Origin of the sequence: Acinetobacter sp. CWB-G5, assembly GCF_019209785.1 — a bacterium.
Lineage (GTDB): Bacteria > Pseudomonadota > Gammaproteobacteria > Pseudomonadales > Moraxellaceae > Acinetobacter > Acinetobacter johnsonii.
On sequence record NZ_JAHUTF010000004.1, the window covers coordinates 84,701 to 111,458 of the forward strand.

The 26,758-nt window shown below is 43.0% G+C and carries 24 protein-coding genes; 10 read left to right on the top strand and 14 right to left on the bottom strand.

Annotated elements, in window-relative coordinates; translation table 11 throughout:
- Positions 1-47: 47 nt before the first annotated feature.
- Together KVY11_RS09115 and KVY11_RS09120 are read right to left on the bottom strand one after the other, a co-directional pair.
- Positions 48-2,036, bottom strand: coding sequence for an ATP-dependent helicase (locus tag KVY11_RS09115; RefSeq protein ID WP_218288727.1), 1,989 nt, complete (start codon positions 2,034-2,036; stop codon positions 48-50).
- Positions 2,037-2,191: 155 nt separating this feature from the next.
- On the bottom strand, positions 2,192-3,346 hold the full coding sequence (locus KVY11_RS09120; protein ID WP_371315986.1) for a glycerate kinase: 1,155 nt from the start codon (positions 3,344-3,346) through the stop codon (positions 2,192-2,194).
- A gap of 301 nt (positions 3,347-3,647) precedes the next feature.
- Between KVY11_RS09120 and KVY11_RS09125 the strand changes: the two genes are divergently transcribed.
- Positions 3,648-4,097, top strand: coding sequence for a carboxymuconolactone decarboxylase family protein (locus KVY11_RS09125; protein WP_218288728.1), 450 nt, complete (start codon positions 3,648-3,650; stop codon positions 4,095-4,097).
- A gap of 85 nt (positions 4,098-4,182) precedes the next feature.
- Here KVY11_RS09125 and KVY11_RS09130 read toward each other — a convergent pair whose 3' ends face one another.
- The 7 genes from KVY11_RS09130 to KVY11_RS09160 form a co-directional block, all read right to left on the bottom strand.
- On the bottom strand, positions 4,183-4,752 hold the full coding sequence (locus KVY11_RS09130; RefSeq protein ID WP_218288729.1) for an HdeD family acid-resistance protein: 570 nt from the start codon (positions 4,750-4,752) through the stop codon (positions 4,183-4,185).
- A 119-nt stretch (positions 4,753-4,871) separates the two neighbouring features.
- Positions 4,872-5,630 carry a hypothetical protein gene (locus tag KVY11_RS09135; RefSeq protein WP_218288730.1) on the bottom strand — a complete coding sequence of 253 codons (759 nt, stop codon included), beginning with the start codon at positions 5,628-5,630 and terminating at the stop codon, positions 4,872-4,874.
- Positions 5,631-5,698: 68 nt separating this feature from the next.
- A complete protein-coding gene (locus KVY11_RS09140; protein WP_218288817.1) occupies positions 5,699-6,715 on the bottom strand; it encodes an NYN domain-containing protein in 1,017 nt (338 codons plus the stop codon).
- Between the two features lie 83 nt (positions 6,716-6,798).
- Positions 6,799-9,441, bottom strand: coding sequence for a type I DNA topoisomerase (gene topA, locus KVY11_RS09145; protein ID WP_218288731.1), 2,643 nt, complete (start codon positions 9,439-9,441; stop codon positions 6,799-6,801).
- 36 nt (positions 9,442-9,477) lie between these two features.
- On the bottom strand, positions 9,478-9,927 hold the full coding sequence (locus KVY11_RS09150; RefSeq protein ID WP_004692510.1) for an ammonium transporter: 450 nt from the start codon (positions 9,925-9,927) through the stop codon (positions 9,478-9,480).
- A 70-nt stretch (positions 9,928-9,997) separates the two neighbouring features.
- Complete coding sequence (locus KVY11_RS09155; RefSeq protein ID WP_218288732.1) at positions 9,998-10,987, bottom strand: hypothetical protein; 990 nt, start codon at positions 10,985-10,987, stop codon at positions 9,998-10,000.
- Positions 10,988-11,165: 178 nt separating this feature from the next.
- Positions 11,166-11,411, bottom strand: a complete 246-nt coding sequence (locus KVY11_RS09160) for a SlyX family protein (RefSeq protein ID WP_004692513.1) — start codon at positions 11,409-11,411, stop codon at positions 11,166-11,168.
- A 35-nt stretch (positions 11,412-11,446) separates the two neighbouring features.
- Between KVY11_RS09160 and KVY11_RS09165 the strand changes: the two genes are divergently transcribed.
- Entirely contained in the window at positions 11,447-13,342 is a 1,896-nt protein-coding gene (locus KVY11_RS09165) for an ATP-binding cassette domain-containing protein (RefSeq protein ID WP_218288733.1), read from the top strand.
- Positions 13,343-13,394: 52 nt separating this feature from the next.
- Here KVY11_RS09165 and KVY11_RS09170 read toward each other — a convergent pair whose 3' ends face one another.
- Complete coding sequence (locus KVY11_RS09170; RefSeq protein ID WP_218288734.1) at positions 13,395-13,736, bottom strand: hypothetical protein; 342 nt, start codon at positions 13,734-13,736, stop codon at positions 13,395-13,397.
- 250 nt (positions 13,737-13,986) lie between these two features.
- Here KVY11_RS09170 and KVY11_RS09175 point away from each other — a divergent pair, with 250 nt between their 5' ends.
- Positions 13,987-14,925 carry a lauroyl acyltransferase gene (locus tag KVY11_RS09175; RefSeq protein WP_218288735.1) on the top strand — a complete coding sequence of 313 codons (939 nt, stop codon included), beginning with the start codon at positions 13,987-13,989 and terminating at the stop codon, positions 14,923-14,925.
- 288 nt (positions 14,926-15,213) lie between these two features.
- Here the strand turns inward: KVY11_RS09175 and KVY11_RS09180 are convergent, their stop codons facing one another.
- Positions 15,214-16,323, bottom strand: coding sequence for an endonuclease/exonuclease/phosphatase family protein (locus KVY11_RS09180; protein WP_218288736.1), 1,110 nt, complete (start codon positions 16,321-16,323; stop codon positions 15,214-15,216).
- 185 nt (positions 16,324-16,508) lie between these two features.
- On the opposite strand from KVY11_RS09180, the gene asd reads away from it, so the two are divergent.
- The 5 genes from asd (at position 16,509) to truA (ending at position 22,334) form a co-directional block, all read left to right on the top strand.
- Positions 16,509-17,627, top strand: a complete 1,119-nt coding sequence (asd, locus tag KVY11_RS09185; RefSeq protein ID WP_218288737.1) for an aspartate-semialdehyde dehydrogenase — start codon at positions 16,509-16,511, stop codon at positions 17,625-17,627.
- 141 nt (positions 17,628-17,768) lie between these two features.
- Positions 17,769-19,136 (top strand): FimV family protein, encoded by a 1,368-nt coding sequence (locus KVY11_RS09190; RefSeq protein WP_218288738.1) that lies wholly within the window; start codon positions 17,769-17,771, stop codon positions 19,134-19,136.
- Between the two features lie 65 nt (positions 19,137-19,201).
- Positions 19,202-20,506 carry a hypothetical protein gene (locus KVY11_RS09195; RefSeq protein WP_168158011.1) on the top strand — a complete coding sequence of 435 codons (1,305 nt, stop codon included), beginning with the start codon at positions 19,202-19,204 and terminating at the stop codon, positions 20,504-20,506.
- A gap of 49 nt (positions 20,507-20,555) precedes the next feature.
- Positions 20,556-21,524 carry an asparaginase gene (locus KVY11_RS09200; RefSeq protein ID WP_218288739.1) on the top strand — a complete coding sequence of 323 codons (969 nt, stop codon included), beginning with the start codon at positions 20,556-20,558 and terminating at the stop codon, positions 21,522-21,524.
- Positions 21,525-21,536: 12 nt separating this feature from the next.
- Positions 21,537-22,334: a tRNA pseudouridine(38-40) synthase TruA gene (gene truA / locus KVY11_RS09205; protein WP_218288740.1), complete on the top strand. Its 798-nt coding sequence runs from the start codon at positions 21,537-21,539 to the stop codon at positions 22,332-22,334.
- An 89-nt stretch (positions 22,335-22,423) separates the two neighbouring features.
- Here truA and KVY11_RS09210 read toward each other — a convergent pair whose 3' ends face one another.
- The gene (locus tag KVY11_RS09210; RefSeq protein ID WP_004692528.1) at positions 22,424-23,431 is read right to left on the bottom strand and encodes an AraC family transcriptional regulator; all 1,008 of its coding nucleotides are present in this window, start codon (positions 23,429-23,431) and stop codon (positions 22,424-22,426) included.
- 230 nt (positions 23,432-23,661) lie between these two features.
- Between KVY11_RS09210 and infA the strand changes: the two genes are divergently transcribed.
- Both infA and KVY11_RS09220 read left to right on the top strand, forming a co-directional pair.
- Positions 23,662-23,883 (top strand): translation initiation factor IF-1, encoded by a 222-nt coding sequence (infA, locus tag KVY11_RS09215; protein WP_004692529.1) that lies wholly within the window; start codon positions 23,662-23,664, stop codon positions 23,881-23,883.
- A gap of 646 nt (positions 23,884-24,529) precedes the next feature.
- Positions 24,530-24,958, top strand: coding sequence for a hypothetical protein (locus KVY11_RS09220; protein WP_168158014.1), 429 nt, complete (start codon positions 24,530-24,532; stop codon positions 24,956-24,958).
- 54 nt (positions 24,959-25,012) lie between these two features.
- Here the strand turns inward: KVY11_RS09220 and leuB are convergent, their stop codons facing one another.
- Positions 25,013-26,092: a 3-isopropylmalate dehydrogenase gene (leuB, locus tag KVY11_RS09225; protein WP_078425242.1), complete on the bottom strand. Its 1,080-nt coding sequence runs from the start codon at positions 26,090-26,092 to the stop codon at positions 25,013-25,015.
- Between the two features lie 37 nt (positions 26,093-26,129).
- Positions 26,130-26,690, bottom strand: a complete 561-nt coding sequence (locus KVY11_RS09230) for a hypothetical protein (RefSeq protein ID WP_218288741.1) — start codon at positions 26,688-26,690, stop codon at positions 26,130-26,132.
- Positions 26,691-26,758: the final 68 nt, after the last annotated feature.

Consider the following 26,758-nt stretch of genomic DNA (forward strand, 5'->3'; position numbering starts at 1 on the left):
ACTTTCTGAACATTGCACAACAAATACCACAATGTAATCTGTTTAGTTTAATCGAGATTAATCCCAAAATCTAAATTAATCGATTGGCGCTCAATTAAAGCACTCTTTACGGTTTGCTGACGAGGCTTATGATGGGTTTCCATGCTACACAAATTTCGGGTCAGATCATTTAAAAAGTAACTTTCGACTTTTCGCCCTTGCTCATCAATCACGTCTCGCGCCCACAGACTTAAATTTTGCTTGGTTAAAATCAGCTCATTCTGAGCACGGGTCAGTGCCACATATAAGACCCGACGCTCTTCTTCGACATCACTAAAATCACCTTGGGCACGTGCATGTGGATATTGCCCTGGGGTGACATTGACGACATAACAGACCTTTTGCTCTGTGCCTTTGGCCGAGTGAATGGTAATCAGGGTGACGACATCGCTATCGGACTGGCGTTCGATTTCAGAAATCGACACAGGATCAAGCACATATTCCTCTAAGAACTCACTTAACTGGGTATGTTTAGACGCCAATTGTTTGACCAGTTCAAAGTCCCCTTGGCGGCGGTTCCAGTCTTTTTTATAATTTTCCGCCAATTGTGCTTCAATCGCCTGAATACCCAAACCGACACAAGCCTGTACTTCCTGTTTCAGTACCGTCATTTGCTTCATGATCAACACAGTTTCAGCTGGAATTCGCCCAAATTTCTCTAATTTATCAAAGATCAAATCAAACTCAGGCTCCAGTAAAAGTTGCTGAGCAAGACGGCTTGCACCCACATCTCCCACCCCATTCCACAAGGTAAGAAAACGCATCCATGCAATATCATCTAGAGGATTGGCAATCACGCGCAGCAAGCTCAGTAAATCTTTCACATGTGCGGTTTCAAGCAGTTTCATGCCCCCAATAAAGCGATAGGGGACATTGGCCGCTATACACGCCGCCTCAATATGACGTGCTGCAAAGCTAGAACGGACCAAAACCATATGATCCGACCATTTACTGCCTTGTAAGTAATGGCGCTCTTTAATGTCGATCGCAATCCATTTTGCTTCATCAAACTCATTTGGGAAAATGTGCATGCGAGGCTTCACGCCCTCACCCCGATGAGCATCTAGGCGTTTGTTATATTGAATCTCAGATTGATCGAGCAGCCAATTTGAAAGGTCTAAAATTTCTTGGGTTGAACGATAGTTTTGCTCCAATTTAAACACCTGAGCATTCGGCACACGGTCTTTAAAATGGTGAATATTTTCAAAATCAGCCCCACGGAAACCATAAATCGACTGTGCATCATCACCCACGCAGAACAGGCTCACTTTGTCTTTAAGGGGCTCAAGCAAGGCCCACTGCAAAGGGTTGGTGTCCTGCATTTCATCGACCAGCATGTGTTTGCAGAGCGATGCCACATAGTCCGCTAAACCTTCTGACTGGTCGAGTGCTGAGGCCACGATCGCCAAAATATCGTCATAATCTAAAAAGCTACGCGCACGTTTTCGTGTCTCGTACTCTTTCATGATTTCCGCCATTTGATCTTTAAAAGCCAAATGCTCAGGATGCTGTTTTTCTAAGGCATCACTCAACTTTTGACGCGTATTTCGTGCAAAAGAATACAGATCACACAGTTCTTGCGGTTTAGGCAGCTGATTAGAATTTTTCTTGTCATCTTTTCCACGAATCAGACGAAACATCATCAGCTGATCATCACGATCAATAATTGAAAACTGCTCTAAACCAAAGGCCTTCGGTACACGGCGCAGTAGATACATACAAAAAGTATGAAAAGTAGAAGCGCGCAGCCCTTTGGCTTGCTCACCTAAAGCCAGCTCCACTCGCGCCACAATTTCACTGGCTGAACGACGAGTAAAGGTTAAAATCTGAATTTGGTTGGCAGGAATCCCTTGATCAATCAGGTATGCAGCACGTGCCACAATGGTTTTCGTTTTGCCACAGCCAGCCCCTGCGAGCACCAGACTGTGTTGCGACTCAGTCGTGGCAGCTTGTTTTTGTTGCGGGTTTAATTCATCAATTAGGCTGGCTAAACTCATAATCACTCATCAATTCGTGGATGCTACTAGTTTAACAAATCTATGACTTCAATATGAGGCTACAGCAATGATTATCCATTTCTATCTAAAATACACCTTCAAATCTAGGGCTAAGACCTTATGCTCGAACCGCTTACTGCCTCAAAAATTTCAAATTAAGCTTGCTCAGTATGCTTTAAAAGCAAAAGTCGAGTAATGTCCTCACAACTGTTTTGCAAATGCTGTTCTGCATTTTTCAATGCTGTTGCTAAATCACAGTCGGGTTCATTGATCGAAACAATTTGACTAAACCCTTCATCAAATAATGCCTCAACATCCTCTCCGACACGTCCAGCAAAGGCAATCACAGGTTTATTCAACTGCTTAGCTAACTGAGCCACCGCCCACGGCGTTTTGCCAAACTTGGTTTGGAAGTCGATACTGCCTTCACCAGTGAAAACATATTCAGCTTGCTTTATTTTCTCAGCCAGTTGAGTTTGCTCAATCACCCACGTGGCGCCAGACTGAAGCTGAGCGCCTGTAAATGCCATTAGACCAAATCCTAGCCCACCTGCGGCGCCTGCCCCTGCAACATTACGTATCTGTAGATTAAGCTGTGTTTCCACCACATCTGCAAAATGACTCAAATTTTGATCCAACTGCTCAACTATCTCTGAGCTTGCCCCTTTTTGCGGGCCAAACACATGCGATGCACCCTGTGCTCCACACAGCGGATTAGTGACATCGGAGGCAATCAAAACTTGTACTCGTTGCAAGCGCGGATCTAAAGCCTGCATATCGATCTGTTCAATATCTTGTAAATGGCCACCACCAACGGGCACTTCCCGCCCTTGTGCATCTAAAAACCTTATTCCAAGTGCTTGTGCCATGCCACTGCCTGCATCATTGGTAACACTGCCTCCAAGTGCCAAAATAATTTTGGACACACCTGCGTCCAAGGCATGTCGAATCATTTGCCCCGTTCCCAAAGTTGTGGTCAGGAGTGGGTTTCGCTGTGCGGGCTCAAGTAGATGAATACCATTGGCTTTTGCCATTTCAATAACAGCCGTTTGCCCTCCATCAAATAAGCCCCAATACGTTTTAACTCGTTGTGATGGCAATGGCCCTGTCAGCTCACATTCGACTTTTTGGCCTACTAAAGATGCTAATAAAGCATCGACTGTGCCTTCGCCACCATCGGCCATGGGTACATGTATACATACAGCATCAGGGATTATATTTTGAATCCCGCGCTGCATCGCCACACAAGCCTGTTCTGCTGTCATACTTTCTTTGAAGGAATCGGGCGCTAAAATAAAAGTTGTCATCATCCATAATTTTTTTAGAAAATTTAATTTATTAATAACACGATTTATAAATTTCCCGCCTGCATTTTTCTCTTTTCAATGTCCTTGATACACTTCGTTATCATTGAAAGTGAATACATCTCGATAAAGTTAATAGCCTCAATGATTTTTTAATTTTTAAACATAGAAGAGTTTTACTATACCCGTCACCAAAACGACCACCATAGTTCATTTGGTTTTAATGCATAAATTAAACAAAGTACGAATCAATTAGCCGATAAAATCATCACTAAACATTCAACGCTCTTAAAAAAATAGGTGATGTATGCAACGTATCAATTTGGGAAAAGCCGCACCTGAACTGTATAAAACAGTGTTAGAACTCGAAAATTTATCCATACAAAAAGTCCAACAAGCAGGTCTTGAGATTGGATTTTCACACTTGCTGAAACTGAGAGCCTCACAGATTAACCAATGTGCGTTCTGTGTACGTATGCATACCCAAGATGCCATAAAAGCAGGTGAATCAATGGAACGGATTGCCCTCATCAGTGCATGGCAAGAAAGTGGATATTTTTCCGAAAAAGAACGCGCTGCGCTGATTTTAATTGAAGAAATTACACTCATTGCCCAGCAGCATTTCCCCGATTCGGCGTATCAAGAAGCAGTAAAAAGTTTATCCGATGCAAAAGTTGCCGCTATTGAATGGATCGCGATTGTGATTAACACGTGGAATCGTATTGCGATTTCAAGTCAATATGCCGTCAATCCGTAAACCTGCCATTCAGCTTTGCAAGTGATATAAAGCACACGAAAAAAGGGAGCCTACATGAGGCTCACTTTTATTTTTTAATCACGCTTTATTCAGATTGGCTTGCTGGTGGAATCTGCTTAATGGCTGCTGCAAGAGTAAGATAATTAATCCCTTGGAATAAAATATCAAAAGCAAGGAATAAGCCCAGCACCCAAAATGGGGCATCTGGTGTGGTTAAAATCATAATGCCGGCCAATAGAGTTAAAACGCCAGAAAAAAGTGTCCAGCCCCAACCTTGAAATGCTCGAAATAAGATTGCATTAAAGATACGAATGACCCCAGCAATAATCAGGAAAACTGCTAAAACACTGGTCAAGACAATGGCTGTTTTCACAGGTGTGGTAAATGCATAATAGCCCGCAACCAAATACAATACACCAAAAAGTGCCCATAACCAGCGAAAGCCACCCTCAAAAATTTTAAAGGCTGCGATGAAGTGTAGAACACCACCTATCATCATCAGCACGCCAAAGATAAACACTACGGATAAGGTGGCAAAAGGCAAAGCGGCCAAAAGGATGAAACCAAACAACACCAGTAAAATCCCTAAACCCAAATACCATTTACGATTTTCATGGAGTTGATGGCGAACTAAATCATTACCGACTGTTTTCATCTTCTTCTCAAGTTTGATTTTCGTTCACTTAGTTTTAACATGTTTTGCAGCGAACTTGTAGGCTTGTGTTTATCCACACAATCAATCCATGCTGTGGATAAACACAGCATTATCCACAGTTACTTTTTCCACCCAATTTCAATCGCAGTGATTTCATTCACCAATGTTTCATCAATCGACTCAGGCATTTTACTCTGTGTTTGCGAGGTTGGAATGTGCCCGGCCATTAATTCAGCTTTGGCTTGAGGGAACAGTGGTTGTTGATTTGGGTAAGCATAACCTGCAGGATACATCGGCTGTCCTGTGGCTAAGTTGTATTTATCACTGGCACCAAAGGCATGTAAAAGCTCATGTGCAAGAACGACTTTGTTTTGCTCAGTTTGCTTGTTAGATGCAAATAAATTCACCGAACCGATGCGACCTTTTTGCAAAGCTGTCGAGTGTTTCAGCTCTTTAGTCAGTGCTGGGTCATAATAGTTCAAATACAAAGTAACAGTTGGTGCACCATCTGAACCTTGATGGTTTTTCCATGCATAATAACGGAACTTTAAACTCCACAAGACCGTATCCAATAAACTTGCCTGCTCAGGCACTTTCGGCGGTAGCTGTTTGAGTTCGCGCCCAAGTTGGAAATAAATCGCAATCGGTTGACCGCGATATGTCGCAGACATCTGCTCTAAATAATCTTGTACCCCTTTTAAGTTCGTAGGCGTCAATTGCTGTATATATTGCTGAGTTGTACCTTGCCCATCTGCATTAACTGGATGCAGTAATACAATAATTGGCTTACTCCAATCTTGGTTCTGATCCCTGTAAGCATTCACAGCGACCACCAATAAAATCAGCAGCAAGATTAAAGTACGAAGTTTTTTCCACATATCCCCAAAATCCAATTTTCTTAATCACTTATCTAAAGATATCAACTGATTTAGTACGCCAATAAAATCTAAAGCAGAACTCTATTAATTTTTACAAACTTATTATTATCTAATTCTTTAAACTCAAGCCAACCAGAGTGTATTGATTCTACAGCCTCTTCATAATTTCTAATATTTAAATCAGAATTTTTCAAATATTTAATAATATCAGACATCTGAACCCAACCATTATCTACTGAGTAATTATTAATTGCCTTTTGCACTAGGCGAATAAATGTACTAAAACTACTTTTCCTTAAATACATTTGGCTTCCATTCATTTTAGTCTCAAAAATACCTAAAGCTTTAACTAAACTAGATAATTTATCAAAACCATAGTTTCTGGTATCAAAATCAGGTTTCACAGCATTAATATAACCACCTACTAACCCTAAATACGCCCAGCCACTATCATCCGAATTATCTTTAACTGCTTTATAAATCAAATTTAAGGTTGCCCGATCAACTGTTTCTGGAATAATTCTTTCTTTGGGTTGGATTGCTGCTTTTTGATCAGTTGCTTTCAAGGTTTCTGCTATTTTTTTGGCCGTAGATTCAGAAAGGAACTCATCTTCAATATTTTTAAGATCACTATCTGAAATTAAATTTTCTATATAAATGAATTTATCACAAGCTTTCTTAAAAGCCTCTGGAGTTTTCTTTTTCCCAAATCCATAAACACTTAAGCCATTTTCACGGATACGAGATGCTAAAGGGGTAAAATCACTATCGCTAGAAACGATACAAAAACCATCCAAGGCCCCAGCATAAAGTAAGTCCATCGCATCAATAATTAAAATCATATCTGTAGCATCTTTACCTTTTGTATAGGCAAACTGCTGAACTGGCGTGATTGCATGAGGTAAGTGAACCTCACGCCAATTTTTCAAAGTGTCGCTACTCCAATCGCCATAAACACGCTTCACACTGGCAATACCATATTTAGCTACTTCTTCAAGTACTGATGGAATTGCACTAATAGATGAATTATCAGCATCAATTAGCACTGCAAATTTTTTGTTTGTATTTCCACATACACCCCAAATATTATGATTATTTAAAAATTATTTTGACATAAAAAATGCCCACCAAAGTGAGCATTTCTTGATTATTTCTAAGCAATTAAAACTTAGGCTTCAACCCATTTCCCATCATTGAACACCAATGACCATTTGGTTTGCTTACCTTCAGGCGTTTCAGAACCAATATATTGCGCTTGATTCTTACGGCTAAATTTCACCAAAGTTGGATTTCCTTCAGGGTCAACATCAGGTGCTTGCAAAATAAACTGATACTTCGGATCAAGCTGATCGGCAACACTACGAAGTTCCGAAACTTTAGGTGCACGTGTTTCACGTACTTTCGGGAACTTACTTGCCGCCAAGAATAAACCAGCCGCCCCATCACGTAATACAAAAAAGTCATCATGCTTAGTTGAACGTAAATGTTCCATCTTAATCGGGTCGACACGCGGAGGTGCAGGCTGACCACTTTTTAAGACTTTACGTGTGTTATCACAGCTTGAGCAAGCAAAATAAGGTCCAAAACGACCCGTCTTCAGCTGCATTTCCCCATCACACTTATCACATGGAATGGTTGGACCATCATAACCTTTGATTTTGAACTCACCTTCTTCAAGTTCAAAACCAGCACAGTCTGGGTTATTACCACAGACATGTAGTTTACGACCACCATCGATCACATAACTGTCCATCGCAGTTTCACAGATTGGACAGCGTTTTTTCGACATCAAATCTGCTGTTTCTGCTGCGTCATCATCAGAAAGTGCGGCAAGTGATTCAACTGGCGTTAAGTTCAACGTGCCTTTACAACGCTCTTTCGGCGGTAAGTTATAGCCAGAGCACCCTAAGAATACACCTGTGGTTCCTGTGCGAATCTGCATTGGACGGTCGCATTCTTTACAGTGAACCGCTTCCACCTCTACAGGTTGGTTGCGGCGCATACCACCTTCACCTTGCGCATTGGTCAGGCGTTTTTTAAAGTCGCCATAGAAGCTGTCGAGCAACTCTTTCCAATTGCGTTCGCCATCAGCCACTTTATCGAGTTGACCTTCTAAGTCCGCGGTAAAGTCATAATTCATGAGGTTATTGAAACTTTCATCTAAACGATCAGTAACAATCTCACCCATTTTTTCAGCAAATAGACGACGGTTTTCCAGTTTGACATAACCACGGTCTTGAATGGTCGAGATAATCGCCGCATAGGTCGATGGTCGACCAATGCCCTTTTTCTCAAGCTCTTTCACCAATGACGCTTCAGTAAAACGTGCAGGTGGCTTGGTAAAGTGTTGCGATGGATCTAATTTTTCAAGCTTCAGTATTTCACCGACTTTCACCGCAGGCAATAACACATCATCGTCCGACTTGTTTTGACCACGGACTTTAGTGAAACCGTCAAAGACTAAGGTGCGACCTTTGGCTTTAAGCTCAACACCGTTGGCATCCACTAAAATAGTCGATGACAAGTATTCTGCTGGTGTCATTTGACACGCGACAAACTGACGCCAGATCAAATCATACAAACGTTGTGCATCACGTTCCACACCAACCAAGCTGTCGCCTTTTAACGCCACATTCGATGGACGAATCGCTTCGTGGGCTTCTTGTGCACCCGCTTTGTTACCATAGCGGTTCGGCTTAGCAGGCAGATACTTCGTACCAAACTCGGTCTCAATATGATGACGCACCATATTCACCGCATCGTCACTCAAAAAGGTCGAGTCGGTACGCATATAGGTAATAAAACCCGCTTCATACAAACGCTGCGCCAACATCATGGTTTTCTTCACAGAGAAACCCAAACGTGTACTGGCTGCTTGTTGTAAAGTCGAGGTGATATACGGCGCGCTCGGATTCACCTTGGTCGGTTTATCTTCACGTGCTGAAACTTTGTAATCTGCGTCTTTAATGAGCTTCAATAAAGCATCGGTATCGGCTTTATTGCGTAGCTTTAAGGCTTTACCTGCTTGTTTGACGGCTTCTAAACGAATCTCATCGGTCTGTGACTTAGTGTCTGCAAAAACTTGCCAGTATTCTTCGGGAATAAACGCACGAATTTCACGCTCACGCTCAACCACCAGTTTAACTGCGACAGACTGAACACGACCTGCCGATAAACCACGGGCAATTTTTTCCCAAAGTAAGGGCGAAATCATAAAGCCAACAACACGGTCTAAAAAGCGGCGTGCTTGTTGCGCATTAACTTTATCGATATCAAGGCGTGCTGGATGCTTGAATGCATCTTGGATGGCATTTTTGGTAATTTCGTTGAATACCACACGTTGATAACGTGAGTCATCGCCACCAATCACTTCTTTTAAATGCCAAGCAATCGCTTCTCCTTCACGGTCCAAGTCCGTTGCGAGATAGACCTCGTCAACTTGCGAAGCAAGCTTTTTCAGTTCAGCAACCACATGCTCTTTGCCTGGAAGCACTTCATAATGTGCTTTCCAGTCATGCTCAGGATCAACACCCATACGATTGACCAATGCATTTTGTGCTTTTTCAGCTTTCTGAGCATCGGTCAGTTTGGTTCGTGTTGCTGGCTTCTTTTCTGCAGTCTTACTGGAACCACCTGTAGGTAAATCACGCACGTGACCCACAGACGACTTCACAATGTAATTCGAGCCTAAATATTTATTGATTGTTTTCGCTTTTGCAGGCGACTCCACAATCACTAAAGCACGCTTTTTCCCAGCCTCAGGAGAATCTGCTGTAGTACTTTTGGATGTGGACCGAGGAGCTTTCGCCATATTAACCGTTAATCCTGTTTCAATGGGTCTGTAAAATTAAAGTTCAGCCAAAGACTGTAAATATGCTTTCATGGCATCTAACTGGGTTGCTCTTAAGTCAGAATGCTCATCCCAATAGAGTCCCACGCAGTTTGCTTGCATATCAATAGCATAAATACCCTTTAATTCAATGGGTAAATGTTTAAACTTGTCATCACCTGTAATGAGCTCAAGCTGCTGATCAACAACGCGAGCGCGCATTAAAGGTAGGCGTGCTTCTGGAATCAGGACACTGTAGTACGCCACCATGCTGGCACGGTTTTCCGAAGCCATTGGTATTTTCGTCCAGTCAGGTGCTGCGACTAAACGTGGGTGTAAACCCATCTTGCGCGCTTTATCACGCATTTCACCCAAAGCTTTCTCTCTTGGACTTACACGAAGTCCAAAAATCGAGCCGAGGATGAATAAGATGATAAATCCGACAACCCAAATTCCAGTATTTTCCATAGCACAACCTTTTTATTCCTTTATTAGAGTTGCATAAGCACAATATAAAACGCAAGTTTGAACGATAAAATTAATTTAAGAACATTTCATGACTATATAGAACTTCATGTCCATTCCAGTAAATATAGCCTTTATCGAGTAACTCTTTCAGCAACATACGCACATCTGACTTCGGAAACATTTGCTCAAGCAAATCACGGAGTGCATAGATATCTTTGGGTTTATTGGTTTTTAACTCGCGCAGTTTTCGTGCGACCTCAAGCTGTACAGGGTCAATCTGTGCAAAGTTTTTAAACAGTTCTTGTTGCGCGGACTTCATATCTACAGTTGGTTCAAGCACACCTACCATACTGTCTTGTTGCAGTTGCTGTAGCGCTTGCTGCATGCTTTGCGGCTGTGTAATTGGGTCTTGTTCATCTAAATTCAGTGCCAACCACTGCTTCAACACTTTTTTACGAAAACGAATTTGCTCATCATAGCGTTTGATGATTTTGAGATTAATCAACATCCCCACCACCCGCTGCGTCTTTTCAGGTACGAGTTGCAAAATATTACTTATTGAATTTTTTAGACCGTCCAATGTGCTCGGCTTACCTGACATTTTCCCCAAAGCATCGCAATATTTTTTGACCATTTTTAAATAAGGCTGATTTTTGATGCGGTCTAAACTGGGAAGATGACGTTGACTCGGTACAGCTTCAGACTGAATGAGGATCAAATTGCTCTGAATATCCGAAGATTGCATTAAGTCCAAAAGTATTTCTGCTGTATTGACCGCAGAGATAATTTCAACCTGCGTCTCTGGCTCAAGTAAAGCCATTAACTGCCCGACCACCACGGCATATTCGAACTCTTTTTGCTCGGCTTTGGGCGTGTCTAAAATTACCACTTGACCACTGCTGATCCAAGCAGCCAGTTCCGTTAAATCTTGCAATGCATACTCAAATTGACCTTGGCAATGAAACAAATACAAAGTCGGATAATGCTCCACAATCTCGCGCAACAATTTGGCAGTCGGAACATTATTTTCAAGGTCAAGAAGAACAACTTTTTGAGTCATAGGACAGTTTTTATGGGATGCACCAGAAAGCGGGTATTAGAGTAGGAACTGCATCAAAGGTCAAATGATTTCGTCAGTCAAATTGGGCTTTGAGTTGGGTAAAACAAAAAAAGAGACAAGACTCAGCAATATCCACAACCCACATCACAGCTTTTTTAGCCCCAGACAGCAAATGAACTTAATAATGTGGCGGACGATCAGCCATCGGGTCAAATGTCGCAATTCCATCGGACAAATCTGAAGATTCAACACGTTGATACAAAATTTGCATTTGTTTTTTTAAATCAGCAATTTCCAGTCCTTGAATCACCAATTGTTCATTGAGCTGTTCAACTAAATCATCTAAAAATGCAATTCGGACTTGCAAATCTTCAATGGGTGCGGACAATGGCGCTTGATTATCAATATTTTGTTGTTTAGACACTTCAAGTCCTCATTTGAGATTTTTCAGGAAACATTATGGCCTATATTACTTTAAGGGATGTCCAACTTGCGTTTGGTGGACCTGCCTTGCTCGACGGCGCGAACTTTTCATTGGAGCGCGGTGAACGAGTGTGTTTAATTGGTCGTAATGGTGAAGGTAAGTCTACTTTACTTAAACTGATCGAGGGAAGTTTATTACCCGATTCTGGCGAAGTTTCTCTGCAAAATGGCATTACCATTTCAATGTTGGCGCAAGACGTGCCGATGGACTCGGGCAAAGTGGCAGATATTGTGGCAGACGGTGCAGGTGAAGCCGCAGATGTGCTCAGAGCCTATCATGAAGCCAGTGATGCTTGTGTACTTGGAGACATGGAAGCATGTGACCGCATGGGTAACCTACAACACAAACTAGATCAGTTGGATGGCTGGGCTTTAGAAACCAAAGTCAATTCTATTTTAAGTAAAATGGGCCTAGACCCAGATGCCGATTTGGCCGATTTATCAGGTGGTCGTAAGCGTCGTGTGCTGCTTGCCCGCGCGCTCCTTACTCAACCCGATGTGCTATTACTGGACGAACCAACCAACCATTTGGACGTTGAAAGTATTGAATGGCTCGAGAAGTTTTTACTTGATCAAAATAATTTAACTTTACTGTTCATCTCGCATGACCGTTCATTTGTGGACAGCATTGCGACTCGTATTGTAGAGCTTGACCGTGGCACTTTGCGCAGTTACGAGGGTAACTATTCACGCTACCTCGAACTAAAAGCACAGCAAATGGAAGCCGAAGAAAAGCAGAATGCACTGTTCGACAAACGCTTGGCTGAAGAAGAAGTGTGGATTCGCCAAGGCATTAAAGCGCGTCGTACGCGTAACGAAGGTCGTGTACGTGCCTTAAAAGAACTACGTGAACAATCAAAAGCGCGTCGCTCACAGCAAGGCAAAGTCAGCATGGCAACGCAAGATGCGAGCCGTTCAGGTAAAGTGGTCTTTGAAATTGATAACTTAAGCGTTCGCTTTGGTCATGATGCGCCGATCATCAAAGACTTCTCCGCATTGGTGTTACGTGGTGACCGTATTGGTCTTGTTGGTGACAACGGTGTCGGTAAAACCACCCTCATTAAAGCCATTTTAGGCGAACAAGAACATACGGGTACGGTAAAAACTGGTACACAATTAGAAGTGGCTTACTTTGACCAATTACGTAATGCTCTCGACCTTGAAAAATCTGTCAAAGATAACGTGTCAGAGGGTTCTGACCATGTCGATGTGAACGGTAACCGTCGCCACATTTACAGCTATTTGCAAGATTTCTTGTTCTCACCAGAACGTGCGCGTACACCAGTCAAAGCCCTTTCAGGCGGTGAGCGTAACCGTATTCTTTTAGCCAAGTTACTACTTAAGCCATCTAACTTAATCGTGATGGACGAACCCACCAATGACTTGGATATGGTGACACTAGAGCTGCTAGAAGAAATGTTGTCCGACTACAAAGGCACTTTACTGCTTATTTCGCATGACCGTGCCTTTATGGATAACGTGGTAACCTCAACTTGGGTGTTCGATGGTAAAGGCAATATCGATGAATACATCGGTGGTTACCAAGATTACTTACAACAGCGACCAGACCAAACTGCGGTTGATCAAAAAAGTGCTGTGAAAAAAGCAGCGGCGAAAGCTGAAGCGAACGCAGCACCTGCTAAAAAAGTCAAACTCAGCTATAAAGATCAACGTGCGCTTGAACAACTGCCTGCCGAAATGGAAGCACTGGAAAAAGAGCAAGCGGAAATCAATGCCTTACTTGCAGATGGTTCACTATTTATTTCAGATGCAGACAAGGCGATGACGTTGTCGAATCGTTTGACTGAAATTGATGAGCTATTGCTGGAAAAACTGGAACGTTGGGAAGAACTGGAAAATTTAACCAAATAATTTTTCGTAAGCTCCATAAAAAAACTCCGCACAATGTGGAGTTTTTTTATATTTAACGCGGCTGACGATGCCCACCACCGCCAGGATGTATGCCAGCACCTCCACCTGGATGTCCGCCAGGATGAATTCCACCACCACCTGAATGACTACCTCCTGGATGCAACCCACCTCCACCAGGCTGCCCTCCTCCTGGATGGATATGATCAGGATGTTGCCCCCCTGGATGTCCACCACCATGACCATTAGGTGGTGGCCGATGGTCTTCTAGTGGAAATGGTTCATACCCTGTCCAACCAAACCCGTGATAATAATGATTATAATCATCATATGGACTATAGACACAGCCCGTTAAAACAATGAACAGCACACCGCAACTGCTGATGTTTTTTAGCATTTTTATCTCCCTGTTCTTAATCTTTCTTCTTAGTATTGTGAATTTCACCCAAATTAAAACAAAACAAATGTTGCGAGATGTTTAGACCATGTTCTCCACTGGGCATGAATACAGTTTCACCCACCTTATAAAAACCATCACAACTTGATATGAGAAGCTCCTGTACAACAGCTTCATGGTGAAGATTGCCTCTTCATTCTTGCTTCATGCTAAACTCTAAACATTCTTTTTTTAGCCTTTATCGCAATTTATGAGTTCGAAGCCAGACTATCAACCCGGTGAATTTCAGTGGTCTTTTCTGCATCCCAAATATTGGGGCGTTTGGATTGGTATCGTCTTTCTCATGATATTGGCGATTCTCCCATGGGCAATTCAACACCGACTGGCCACCCTCTTAGGCAACCTCAGTTTTAAATATCTGAAGTCGCGGCGTAAAACCACCATTCGTAATTTGGAAGTGTGTTTTCCTGAATGGTCGGCCCAAGAAGTACTTGAAAATGCGCGTCTAGTTTTTGTCGATCAAATGCTGGGCGTATTTGAAACGCTGAATGCGTGGTATAGCCCAAAGTGGTTTACTGGCCGTGTCAGTATTGAAGGTTTAGAACATATTCAAAAAGCACAAGCAGAAGGTAAAGGCGCACTGCTTTTAGGAACCCACTCTACTTTGCTCGATGCGGGTGGTTATCTATGCGCACAGTATTTTGAACCAGATGTGGTGTATCGCCCGCAAAATAATCCACTGCTGGATATGCTCATCTACCGCTGCCGTGCCACCATTTATGCACATCAAATTGATCATGATGACATGCGTGGTTTAGTCCGTAACTTAAAAGATGGCCATGCCATTTGGTATAGTCCAGATCAAGACTTTGGTTTAAAACAAGGTGTCATGGCGCCATTTTTTGGCGTTCCCGCAGCGACCGTTACAGCACACCGTCGTTTATTGAAAATGACCAAGGCAGCGGCCATACCTCTGTATTTTTATCGTGATGGCGATATTAAAAACCCACAATACAAAGTGTTGATTGAACCTGCGGTGGAAAACTTACCCAGTGAAGATGAAGTCGATGATGCGACACGAGTGAATCAAATTATTGAAAATCAACTCCGTATTGCTCCGACTCAATATATGTGGTTCCACCGTCGCTTTAAAACTCGCCCTGCAGGCTATGACAAGATTTATTCTTAAGAAAAAAGAGCTGCTTAAAAAGTAGAACCCGAGTTCTGCGTCCTGCAAAACTCGGGTACATGAGGTTGTGCTTTCAACGTAATTTTTGTTTTATTCGGTGGCATTCCATACCTACATCATATCCATGATGATTTCCATCAGCTTCAACTTCCATACTGGGATGATCCATTCCCGCTCCATCTGCTGATGAGACTAGAATACGGGGATACCAAATGACTAACCATTCGTCAGATTCCCAAATCCCTGTAAGCCATATCCTACAGTGATGAAATCCGCGCGCCCGTATGTTTACTGGTAATCTTTGGCAATTTTATCTGTAACCTGCTTACCTTCTCGTTCCGCTTTCTCAATTCCATCTTCAATCGCCTCCTGCGCTTCTTGCTCATCGGCTTCGGTTTGTTCCAGTTCTTCTTGTACTTGCTCAAACACCCGACCAGTTTGAAGCACCACATATACAGGGAAATGATCTGAACCAATATGTGCTAAACGTTGCATCTGCACTAAGGCAAAATCTGTACTGTGAAAAACATGATCCAGTGACCAGCGCAGCAAAGGATAGTCTGCATGAAAAGTATTGACAAAGTGCCGTCCGACGCGAGGGTCTAGCAACCCACTGATCCGTTGAAAAAGTCGTGTCGTGCGCGACCATGCCACGTCATTCAAATCCCCCATCACAATGCAGCTTTCATCCAAATCTTTAATCTGATCACCAACTATTAATAATTCAGCATCACGTAAAGTAGAGTCTTTGGCTTCTGTCGGACTTGGTGGTTTCGGGTGTAAGCAGTACAGTTGCACTGGTTGTCCTGACCTTAAGATGACCGTGGCATGAATCGAAGGAATTTCATCGCTCAAAATAAACTTAACTTCAATATCTTTAAGCGCTAAACGACTATACAAGTGCATGCCATACAGATTATCCAAAGGCACTGCAACCCGATAGGGATAGTCATCGTCCAATACACTCAAGGCTTGTTCCCAATGTGCATCCGACTCTAAAGTCAAAATCAAGTCTGGTTGATACTGACGAATTTGTTGCAGTAATAAGTGATATTGAGTATTGGGCGTCAGTACATTCGACACAATTAAAGAAATCTGACGTTCTGGCTGTAACTCTGTTGAGGCAACCGTTTTGACCTGCTTTTTCCACACAAAAGTATAAGGCAACACCATTTTGAGTTGGTACGCCACTGCCGCAATTAACCCCAACAAAATGACTTCGCGCACCCAACTCCAAGGTGCATCCCAAATCAACATCAAGATAAATGCAATCAATCCCAATGCCAAAATCTGTAAGCGTGGAAAATCTGCGCCTCGAAACCACCATTCATCTCGTGGAATCAGTGACCAGAAGCTTAACCAAATCACAACACATGCCAGCAACTCAACCCTGATCATAGATACCCACTCTTATATTCTTAATTTTTTGTAGATTCATAAATTAATATCAATTTTGCATGTAACATAAACAAGATATATTGCACAATATAATTGCTGTTTTCATTGTGTAGTGCTTGCAGTTAAGCGCTCTTTTGATACACTCGAATCCCCTTTTAATTTTTAACGCACCGAGGCAAAGTGACATGAAAGTAGGTCTGGTCGGTTGGCGCGGGATGGTTGGTTCCGTCCTTATGCAACGTATGGTTGAAGAGAATGATTTTGCTCATTTTGAGCCATTTTATTTTTCTACCAGTAATGCAGGCGGTGAAGCGCCTGCGTTTGGCGGTAAAACTGCCCCAGCACTTATGGATGCATCAGACATTAACAGTCTGAAGCAAATGGATGTCATTATTACCTGCCAAGGTGGCGACTATACTTCAGAAGTTTTCCCGAAGCTCAAAGCAGAAAACTGGACAGGCTATTGGATTGATGCGGCATCTACACTTCGTATGGAAGATGAAGCCATTATCGTGCTTGACCCTGTCAACATGAACGTGATTAAAGATGGTTTAGTGAATGGCACTAAAACATTTGTTGGCGGTAACTGTACAGTTTCACTGATGCTGATGGGCTTAGGTGGTTTATTCCAAAACAATTTAGTGGAATGGGCAACCTCGATGACTTATCAAGCAGCATCGGGTGCTGGTGCGCAAAATATGCGTGAACTCATCTCAGGTATGGGCTATTTGTACAACAACACTAAAGATTTGTTAGATGACCCACGCTCTCCAATTCTAGATATCGACTCTAAAATTGCGGAATTACAACGTGGCGAAGGTTTCCCTTCAGCAAACTTTGGCGTGCCTTTAGCAGGCTCACTCATTCCTTATATCGACAAACAATTAGACAGCGGTCAGTCGAAAGAAGAATGGAAAGGTCAAGTTGAAACCAACAAGATCTTGGGCAACCAGCAAATCGTTCCGATTGACGGTCATTGTGTGCGTATTGGTGCGATGCGTTGTCACTCTCAAGCTTTAACGTTAAAGCTGAAGAAAGACGTGCCTCTCGATGAAATCGAAGATATGTTACGTAGCGCGAACCAATGGGCAAAAGTGGTTCCAAATACCCGTGAAGCGTCTATGACGGACTTAACACCTGTAGCTGTAACGGGTACATTAACAGTTCCTGTTGGTCGTCTACGCAAATTGAATATGGGCAAAGAGTACTTAGGTGCTTTCACTGTCGGTGATCAATTGCTTTGGGGCGCTGCAGAACCCTTACGTCGTATGCTCCGCATCCTGATTGACTACAAAAAGACTTAAGCATTTACCCGCTAAAGTATTAAGCCGATCACACTTGATCGGCTTTTTTTTGTAACCCTGATGTTAACGTTTTACAAATAACACACAACTCGCTAATCTATAATTTTCGCTTTGCGATCTGTGACCGAGCTAAAGATTAAGATGACCGTAAATAACAAATTAAAGATAGCCATTTTAGCCATTATTGCTTCGCAAAATGTGAATGCGATCACTGTTGATCCTATTCAAATTCAATCTGCACCTGGGGAACTGTTGTATGCTGAATTGAACTTTCACGATGCCGATCCGAATGCTCCCATTCAAGCTAGTCTAGCCAGCGCAGAAGATTTAATGTCTCTTGGTGTCATGCATCAGCCGCCCAGTAATCTGAACTTTTTTACCCGTCGTACCAGCGCCAGTACAGGTGTGATTACGATTACTTCTTCACGCCCTTTAACTGAAGCGGAACTGAACATTGTCGTCAAAATCAAAGAAGGCAATGCGGCACGGCTACAACATATTAAAACAGCCAATAAACGCTCGGCAGCACTTCAAGCCCGTACGAATAATAATGAAAAAGCCTTAAAACCGGTGGTGATTGTCAACGAAAAAGATATTGCGCTGAACTTACCTGTCAGCACACAATTCAATAGCTTAAAAACAACAGCTGCGCCGACGACAAACACGACACCACTCAAACTCAATAACCATACCCCACCAAGCATGAGTGCGACCGCTATTACAGCGCCAACGCAAGTTATTTCAGTAGCGTCTACACAAATTGCAGCAGCTGCTCAAACATCAACTCCACGTGTTGAACCGATTACTCAAGCGAAAAAATCGGCAGATCCGTTAGTGCAAAAGTATGCCGATTCAGTTCAAAAATCAGATGCGCCAATTTCAGCACAGGCCAGTCCTCAAGCTAGTCCATCGACAGCAAAAACAATACCTGCTGCCCCTGCAACTACTGCACGCCAAGCCGCACCTCAAAGTGCCCATGTAGTTCGGTCAAATGAATCTCTCTGGGGCATTGCATCACGCATTGCTGCTGAAGAAAACCGTCCTGTCGGTGAAGTCATGCAACAAATTAAAGCCAAGAATGAACATGCCTTTATTCAAGGTGACGTAAACCGCTTACGTCGTGGAGCTAACCTCAATTTAACGGGCCTACAAACAGCAAAATCAGAACAAAAAGTCTCCGTTTCATCACTTCCAAAACAGAGCTCACAGCAATCTGGCAAGGCGAAATACCGCCTCAATCAAGCCGAGATGAGTTTGGTTGCAGAGAAAGAGCAAGATTCAAGCCACGGTTCTGCCAAGAAGTCGACAGAAAAGAATCAAACATCAAACGAGTTGTCATTAAAAGTTATGACATCCCGTGAAAAAACCGTTAAATTACAGAGAAACGTAACACAATTAGAAGTGGCACTTAATCAGAAAGATCAGAGAATTCAATTACTAAACGCTCGTCTTGCACAATTGCAACAACAATTGAAAGCACAACAAACTGAGAAAAAGCCAACACACTAAAGTGTTATTTTGATTATTTGATTTTGGATGAACTTGCACAAAGACAAGTTCAAAAGGGGTAAAACATGCTTATTTATGTGATTCCATTTATCTTACTATTGGTTGTTGCCATAGTCTTAAAAAAGCGTGAGGCGAGTAAAGAAGCAGAACCAAAAACTCAAAAAGCGGTTGCTGCAAAAAACAAAGCCAAAAAAACCAGTTCGTCTAAAAAATCCCCGCAACAAACTCAAGTCGTTGAAGATGTTGTTGCTAAAAAAGCCACGACACCACTCGCCACAGATCTACGTAATAAAATTGAAGGTCAAATTCGCGACCGCAATTTCTTCTCAGCTGAAGCACAAATCAACCAAGCCCTAAATAAAGACAATTCACAACACGAATTATATTTACTGCTGCTCGATATTCACTTGCTCCAAAAAGATGAGTTTGCCATTAGCCAATTGCTGAATCATTTACGTTCTTTAGAACTGGATGATATTTTGGCGCAAGCAGAAGCCAAAAAATCGGATTACGATCAATTACATCAAAATAGCCGTGACACGATTGAGTTTAAACCAACTGAAATTACGCCATCTGCACCAAAACCTGTAGAAGCAACCAATACTGCGGACTTTGATGCCCTGATGTCATCAAATAATCCTGCGCCCGCTCCTGTGCAGGCTTCTGTTGTTGAGCCGGTTCAAGACATTAAACCGCTTGATTTTGATACCTCAGCATTTACCACCACAACAACAGCTCAACCTGAACCGAGCATCGAAGTTCAAAGCTTAGATTTTGATATTTCTAGTTTAAATACGCCAACGGCAGAACCAGCCAAACCTGCTGAAGAACTTAAACCGCTCGATTTCGGTTCACTCTCTTTAGAAAGCACGCCGGCTCAACCAGCAGAAACTGCTGCAGCCGACATCCAACCTTTAGATTTTTCATTCAATCTCGACACAGCGCCGACAACAACGCCAGAAGCAGAAATTTCGCCGCCTGCCGTAGATGAGCGTCCTGAATTTACATTTGATTTTTCAAGCGAATCCACAGCCGAAGCTGCAAAAGATATCCCTGCTTTTTCTTTTGATACGGTTAGTCCAAGTGAAGCGATAGTAGAAGAAACACCAGCAGTTGTTACCCCAAGCCTCAGTTTTAGTCTAGAGTCTACTGCACCTGCCAATACGACAGATCAAAGCGATCCTCTGGTGCAGTCTTTCCCTCAACTGAACGAAGTCAATGAAATACACTTAAACCTTGAATTGGCTGAGCAATACATTCAACTTGGCGCTTTCGAAGCTGCACGTGAAATTTTGGTTGAACAAGAACCAAATTACTCTACGGAACAACGTCAGCAAGTAGAACAGTTACTGAGTCGCATAGCATCCTAAGCCATTTCGTTTTAAACTAAAGCAGTCATCACCGACTGCTTTTTTTATAATGAAAAAAATTGCGCTTATCTATATGGGTGGAACCTTTGGCTGTATTGGCGAACCCTTACAACCAATGCCTGCCGAAGACTTTATTCCCAAGCTCACACATGTGTTGCCCATTCATCTCGACATAGAATGTTTTATTGCACCTGTCATTAAAGACAGTAGCGCCTGTACGGCTGCAGACTGGTTATTGCTGATTCAGCAGATTCAACAATTGCAACTGCAACAATTCCAGCATTTTGTCGTGATTCATGGCACAGATACCTTAAGCTATGCCAGTGCTGTCGCGGCACACTTTATTGCAGATTCCGCACGTGTGGTTTTCACAGGTAGCCAATATCCATTGCTTAATGTACAAGGCACAGATACGCGTGAATTTAGCGATGCGATCAGTAATTTGAATTTTGCCTTAGATGCGGTGATGAAACATCCTGTCGGAGTGTATCTGGCTTTTCATCAACAGGTATTGCATGCGCAGACTGCGCTAAAACGACATACTACAGAACTGGATGCTTTTACAGGTGTCATGGCTGAACAGCCGATTCCACACAGCTTAAAAACGCACATAGTACAAACAGGTGATGTAGAACAATCCCACCAGTTCAATTGCCTCAATCTGATGATGCAACCTGTTGCCTTGGTGCAGCAAATCCAGAACTTGAGAAATCTACTCTCCGCACCGCCACATTTCCTCATTTTGCAAGGTTTTGGAACGGGTAATTTAGCTGTGAATGCCGAGTTAATAGCACTTTTCGATGAATTTTACGCACAAGGCTGTGTTGTTATCTTAAGCACCCAAGTCCCTTTCGGCCGTACTGATCAGCGCTATGCAGTTGCCGCGTGGACAACTCAGGCCAAAATAATTGTTAGTGATTGCCTCGGACATGCAGATCTGTATGCCAAAGCCCTCAAAATGTATTTACAATACCCCAGCGCTGAAGCACGCTTCAGCCATTGGCATGATTTGGGTTAATTTGAGGTACATATGCAACGTTTTGCGATCGGCATTGAGTTTTGTGGAACACACTATCGTGGTTGGCAAACCCAACAAACAGGTGTGATCAGCGTACAAGAGACGATTGAAAAAGTACTCTCTAAAATTGCCAATGAGCCAATTAGCTTACATGGTGCAGGTCGTACCGATGCGGGCGTCCATGCCACCAATATGGTGGCGCATTTTGATAGCTCGGCACTTCGTTCAGAGCGCGGTTGGTTAATGGGCAGCAACAGCCAACTGCCAAAAGATATCTCGATCCAGTGGATCAAAGCGATGGATCAAGACTTTCATGCACGCTTCAAAGCGCAGGCACGTCGTTATCGTTATGTCGTTTATAACCACCCGCAACGCCCTGCTCTTATGCATAAACAAGTCACACATGCCTATTATGCGCTAGATGTAGCGAAGATGATACAAGCCTCGCAAAAGTTCGAAGGCACGCATAACTTTGAAAGCTTCCGTGCAGCCGCATGCCAATCCAATCAACCTGTGCGCCATGTCAGCCATTGTCGCTTAATTCAACATGGCCCATATTTGGTCCTCGACATTCAGGCCGATGGCTTCTTGCACCATATGGTCCGCAATATCATGGGCTGCTTACTGGAAATTGGTCAAGGTATGTATGAAGTCGAGCATATTGAAGCGATTTTCGCAGCAGAAGACCGCAAAGCCGCAGGCATTACTGCCCCTCCTGATGGGCTATATTTCATTCATGCCGACTATCCAGCGCAGTTTGAGCTACCTAAACAGCCACTTGGGCCGCACTGGCTCAATATGCCTGAATAATTTATTTTTGAATCCTCCCCCTAGCCCGCTTTTTCAAAGGAGGGGGAAGAAATTCCTCCCTTTTATAAAGGGGGGTTAGGAGGGATTTCTTAACGCTGCTTACGCTTGCGATATTCCACTGGGGTTTCATTGGTCCAGCGTTTAAATGCACGATAAAAGGTACTTGGCTCAGAAAAGCCAGTTAAATACACGATACGCTCTACACTTTCAGCCGTATTGGCCAAAAGTTTTTTTGCCAATCGGCAGCGATAATCAGACAAAATTTGCTGGAAGCTAGTATTCGCCTCACTAAGCTGTGTGCGTAAACGCCTTGGGGTAATACTGAGCTGTGAAGCCACTGTTTCAAGTGTGGTTTCGCCACTTTCTAGGGTTGAACCTATCGCGCGACGCACTTCACCCACCAAATCATAACGGGCTAATTCTTGAAGTTTTTCAATCGCTAACTGCTCATGCAGTTGCAATAATTCAGGTTCCGCTTGCCACAACGGATAAGCCAAAATACTTGGGTCAAAATATAAGCGGGTTTCTTTTTGCCCTAGACTAACCGGGCACTCATATACGCGGAAATACTCATCATCAAACGCGCCTTTACTGAAGTTAAAATCAATATAGATCGGTTCAAAGCGCCCTTCAGTAATAAATTTAAAGAACCGTAAAATACCTGACATCGCACATTCAGAAAAATGTCGATTGACTAAATTTTCAGCCCAAGGTTGTTCCCCATTGGTCAAATAACACCGGTCATCTTCAACCACCAACTTGGCATGAAAGGCATCACTGATCAATCGCTGATAAGCCAAAGCGCGTTTCAAACCCTCACCAAAGTTTTCGGATGAAATAAACAAATGCTCAATCACTTGGCCACGGTATAAAGGCAAATTTTCACCCAAATGTAGACCGATGTCTGGATCTCGGCTCACCTCTTCTGCCGCCACCCAAAAAGCGTATTGTGCGCTCAAAGGCGTACGCTCATTGGTTTCCATCTGATTTAATGCAACACCAGCCTTTGTTAAAATTTCTTCTGTTGGCAACCCTGAACGACGAATCGCTTGGTAGCCTAATCGCAATACAACCGATGCATCCGTTAGCTGACCCACGCTAGAACCTTCCTTGTATGTTCTTCATTTATACATAAAACATTAAAATTAGATTAACTGCGATTGACCGAACTGACAACAACTTATACAGTTTTTTTGTTGAAAATATTTATTCCTCCTGTTCGCTTATTTTACTGACAGATGATCAGGCAACCGCCCATTCCGCCTTGTTTTATGCAAAAAAATTGACTATAATTTGCGCCTTTCCAATTTATTCATTCAGGTAGGCTATGGCCAATAAAGAGGAACTCATCGAGTTCGAAGGCGTTGTCACCGAGACGCTTCCTAATACTATGTTTCGTGTACGTTTAGAAAACGGTCATGAAGTGATTGCTCACATCTCTGGTAAAATGCGTAAACACTATATTCGTATTTTGACTGGCGACAGTGTTAAAGTAGAAATGACACCTTATGATTTGTCTAAGGGTCGTATCACTTATCGTGCGCGCTAAGTTTTAGCGAAGCGAAAAAGCCACTTTTTAAGTGGCTTTTTTAATGTCTGCGCTCAGACTAAACGTTATACATCGGCTATATTTAAACCAAAAATCAAACTATAATTAAATGCGATAACAACTTAATACGCCTAAACAATAATGAAAATGACTTCAATGAAGCGAGCAATTTTACTGTTCCCAATACTCTGTGTTGCTTGCGCCACAACAAGCCAAACTCAGCTCAACTAAACCTTACAACACTATATCGGCCAATCGTCAAATCAAGTTCAAAATTAACTCAACCTCAATAGCATGGGCTATAAAGTGCTCGGTGCTCCTGTACATACCCCAGAGAAACTGACCTACACTCTGTTACGTAATATGCCTATTCCGATGGCCCCCCAATCTTGGAACCAGTGTCAGTATGGGTGCGCCCATTCCAACACCTTCCAGCGGTAGCCTGAATATTGAAATTAAATGCAAAATTGAGTTCAGACTGCATGATGATCTTGTGGAATCTATTCACTACGTCGGCAAAGCATGTTAACAGCTATGTTATGTTGAGCCATCTATATACCGTTTATCTCAAATTACTCGAAGCATACTCAAACGAACGTTCAGATATACAATACTAAAAGGGTCTTTCTCTGCTTAGGGGATGATCATGAAGCCCTTTATTGTCAGTTTTTTTAGTTCCATCTGCTTTCTACTGCTTCAAGCTTGCAGCAGCTCTCCAACGCAACACCAGACCGTCGTTTCACCCGCTAAAATTGCGCTCCCCGACTATTTAGAACAATATATCGGCCAAGATGTATCGAGCATTCGGCGCGAACTCGACTTACGTCAACTCGGTTATGAAACTTTAGGTGCGCCGATTCAAACACCAAACCAACTGAGTTACACCATTGTCAGGCGGATTCAAATTCCAACCCCTATGCCCACTATGCGTAGCGACAGCAGTGTCGGTGCGATTCCTATTCCCACACATACGCCATTTTATGATGTTCAGTTAGAGTGCCAAGTCCACTTCTTGTTAAAAGATAATATTGCTCAATCAATTCAATATCGAGGTAAAGCCTGCAAAAGTTATTAAATTTTAGGCATAAAAAAACGCAGCGGATGGCTGCGTTTTCAAATTGCTTTTGGCTTAGTTCAGCGCAGCCACAACTGCCTGCCCCATTTCCGCAGTACCCACTTTGCTCATGCCTTCAGACATGATATCAGCGGTACGCAAGCCTTGATCTAGGACATTGCCTACTGCATCTTCAATCGCTTGAGCAGCAGCTTCTTCACGGAAGGTATAACGCAACATCATAGCCACCGAAAGAATAGTGGCTAATGGGTTAGCAATATTTTGTCCTGCGATATCGGGCGCCGAACCATGACATGGCTCATACATCCCTTTCGCATTTTCATCTAAGGATGCTGATGGCAACATCCCAATTGAACCTGTCAACATCGCGGCTTCATCAGACAAGATGTCACCAAATAAATTACCTGTCACAATCACGTCAAACTGTTTAGGCGCGCGCACCAATTGCATTGCAGCATTATCGACATACATATGCGATAAGTTAATGTTTGGATAGTCAGCTTCTTTCATCGCCGTTACGGTTTGCTTCCAAAGCTCCGTCACTTCAAGTACGTTGGCTTTATCAACTGAACAGACTTTGCCGCCACGTAAACTGGCCATTTCAAAAGCCACTTTCGCAATACGCTTAATTTCAGACTCAGCATAAACGTCGGTGTTAAAACCTTGTTTTTCACCATTCTCAAGTTCACGAATCCCCCGTGGCTGACCGAAATAAATCCCGCCAGTTAATTCACGAACGATAAGAATATCAAGACCTGCTACAATTTCAGGCTTTAAGCTTGATGCATCTGCCAATTGCGGATACAAAATAGCTGGACGTAAGTTCGCGAATAAATTCAATTCACTACGAATTTTTAACAAACCACGCTCTGGACGGATCGAACGCTCAATGTTGTCCCACTTCGGACCACCTACCGCACCAAGTAAAATTGCATCTGCATTTTTAGCTTGTGCTGCGGTCACATCTGGATAAGGTGAACCGTGTGCATCAATGGCAGCCCCACCGAGTAGGCCCTGTTCCCACGTTAAACCTAAATTGAATTGATCATTGACTCGTGTAAGTACCTGTTCTGCGGCTTTTACAATTTCAGGACCAATGCCGTCACCAGCCAAAATCAAAATATGTTTAGACATGAAATATTCCATTGTTGGTGAGTTCTGACTCACACGATTAAAGTTTTTGTTCTACAAACTCGCCCAAGCCATTTAAGACATTGTAAGGTTTGCAAAAACGACGAATTGTTCTTTGGCTTTGCTTTAAATCGACACATAAAGGGTCAGGTGCAGACATATTCAACAAGCTTCCCTGATGTCGACTGCGCGCACGGAACATCCTAAAGGTGTAGCGTTCCGCAGGCTTAAAACGATGAATCACATGCAGCGTTTCAGCGCGATCGACCGAAACGGGATAGAAGCGAATCACCAGTTCATGTTGCCCCGCTGGCACTGACAGAAACAAGGCATTCGCTTCATTCAAATCATCTCGTTTTAACCGCACAACCTTCTCTCGAATAGCCTCACGGCTGACACGATGATTGTCCGCATCCACAATTTTGATCTGATTCCATCGTTCAAATTCGCAGTTCACTGTACCAGTACAGTAAAGCTGCGCATTATTTTTACTCGCTGGGGTATCCTGAATCCGCTTTATGCTTGCCGTATTCATGCTTTGGCAGGCAGTTAATGTTCCCACCAACGCCAGTAGAGCGATACGACTGTAACTCGTCACCATTGTTCAAGCCCAACCTTTACCAGTAGCAAAACGTTTAAAATTCTTTTGCTCGATATTAACAAGAGATG

Bases quoted from the DNA above. Each gene is read 5' to 3' on its own strand.
- KVY11_RS09230 (WP_218288741.1), bottom strand. From the start codon at position 26,690: ATGGTGACGAGTTACAGTCGTATCGCTCTACTGGCGTTGGTGGGAACA.
- KVY11_RS09135 (WP_218288730.1), bottom strand. From the start codon at position 5,630: ATGTGGAAAAAACTTCGTACTTTAATCTTGCTGCTGATTTTATTGGTG.
- KVY11_RS09120 (WP_371315986.1), bottom strand. From the start codon at position 3,346: ATGATGACAACTTTTATTTTAGCGCCCGATTCCTTCAAAGAAAGTATG.
- asd (WP_218288737.1), top strand. From the start codon at position 16,509: ATGAAAGTAGGTCTGGTCGGTTGGCGCGGGATGGTTGGTTCCGTCCTT.
- KVY11_RS09175 (WP_218288735.1), top strand. From the start codon at position 13,987: ATGAGTTCGAAGCCAGACTATCAACCCGGTGAATTTCAGTGGTCTTTT.
- KVY11_RS09190 (WP_218288738.1), top strand. From the start codon at position 17,769: ATGACCGTAAATAACAAATTAAAGATAGCCATTTTAGCCATTATTGCT.
- KVY11_RS09150 (WP_004692510.1), bottom strand. From the start codon at position 9,927: ATGGAAAATACTGGAATTTGGGTTGTCGGATTTATCATCTTATTCATC.
- KVY11_RS09180 (WP_218288736.1), bottom strand. From the start codon at position 16,323: ATGATCAGGGTTGAGTTGCTGGCATGTGTTGTGATTTGGTTAAGCTTC.
- KVY11_RS09220 (WP_168158014.1), top strand. From the start codon at position 24,530: ATGAAGCCCTTTATTGTCAGTTTTTTTAGTTCCATCTGCTTTCTACTG.
- leuB (WP_078425242.1), bottom strand. From the start codon at position 26,092: ATGTCTAAACATATTTTGATTTTGGCTGGTGACGGCATTGGTCCTGAA.
- KVY11_RS09125 (WP_218288728.1), top strand. From the start codon at position 3,648: ATGCAACGTATCAATTTGGGAAAAGCCGCACCTGAACTGTATAAAACA.
- KVY11_RS09115 (WP_218288727.1), bottom strand. From the start codon at position 2,036: ATGAGTTTAGCCAGCCTAATTGATGAATTAAACCCGCAACAAAAACAA.
- infA (WP_004692529.1), top strand. From the start codon at position 23,662: ATGGCCAATAAAGAGGAACTCATCGAGTTCGAAGGCGTTGTCACCGAG.
- KVY11_RS09195 (WP_168158011.1), top strand. From the start codon at position 19,202: ATGCTTATTTATGTGATTCCATTTATCTTACTATTGGTTGTTGCCATA.
- truA (WP_218288740.1), top strand. From the start codon at position 21,537: ATGCAACGTTTTGCGATCGGCATTGAGTTTTGTGGAACACACTATCGT.
- KVY11_RS09165 (WP_218288733.1), top strand. From the start codon at position 11,447: ATGGCCTATATTACTTTAAGGGATGTCCAACTTGCGTTTGGTGGACCT.
- KVY11_RS09200 (WP_218288739.1), top strand. From the start codon at position 20,556: ATGAAAAAAATTGCGCTTATCTATATGGGTGGAACCTTTGGCTGTATT.
- KVY11_RS09130 (WP_218288729.1), bottom strand. From the start codon at position 4,752: ATGAAAACAGTCGGTAATGATTTAGTTCGCCATCAACTCCATGAAAAT.
- KVY11_RS09155 (WP_218288732.1), bottom strand. From the start codon at position 10,987: ATGACTCAAAAAGTTGTTCTTCTTGACCTTGAAAATAATGTTCCGACT.
- topA (WP_218288731.1), bottom strand. From the start codon at position 9,441: ATGGCGAAAGCTCCTCGGTCCACATCCAAAAGTACTACAGCAGATTCT.
- KVY11_RS09170 (WP_218288734.1), bottom strand. From the start codon at position 13,736: ATGCTAAAAAACATCAGCAGTTGCGGTGTGCTGTTCATTGTTTTAACG.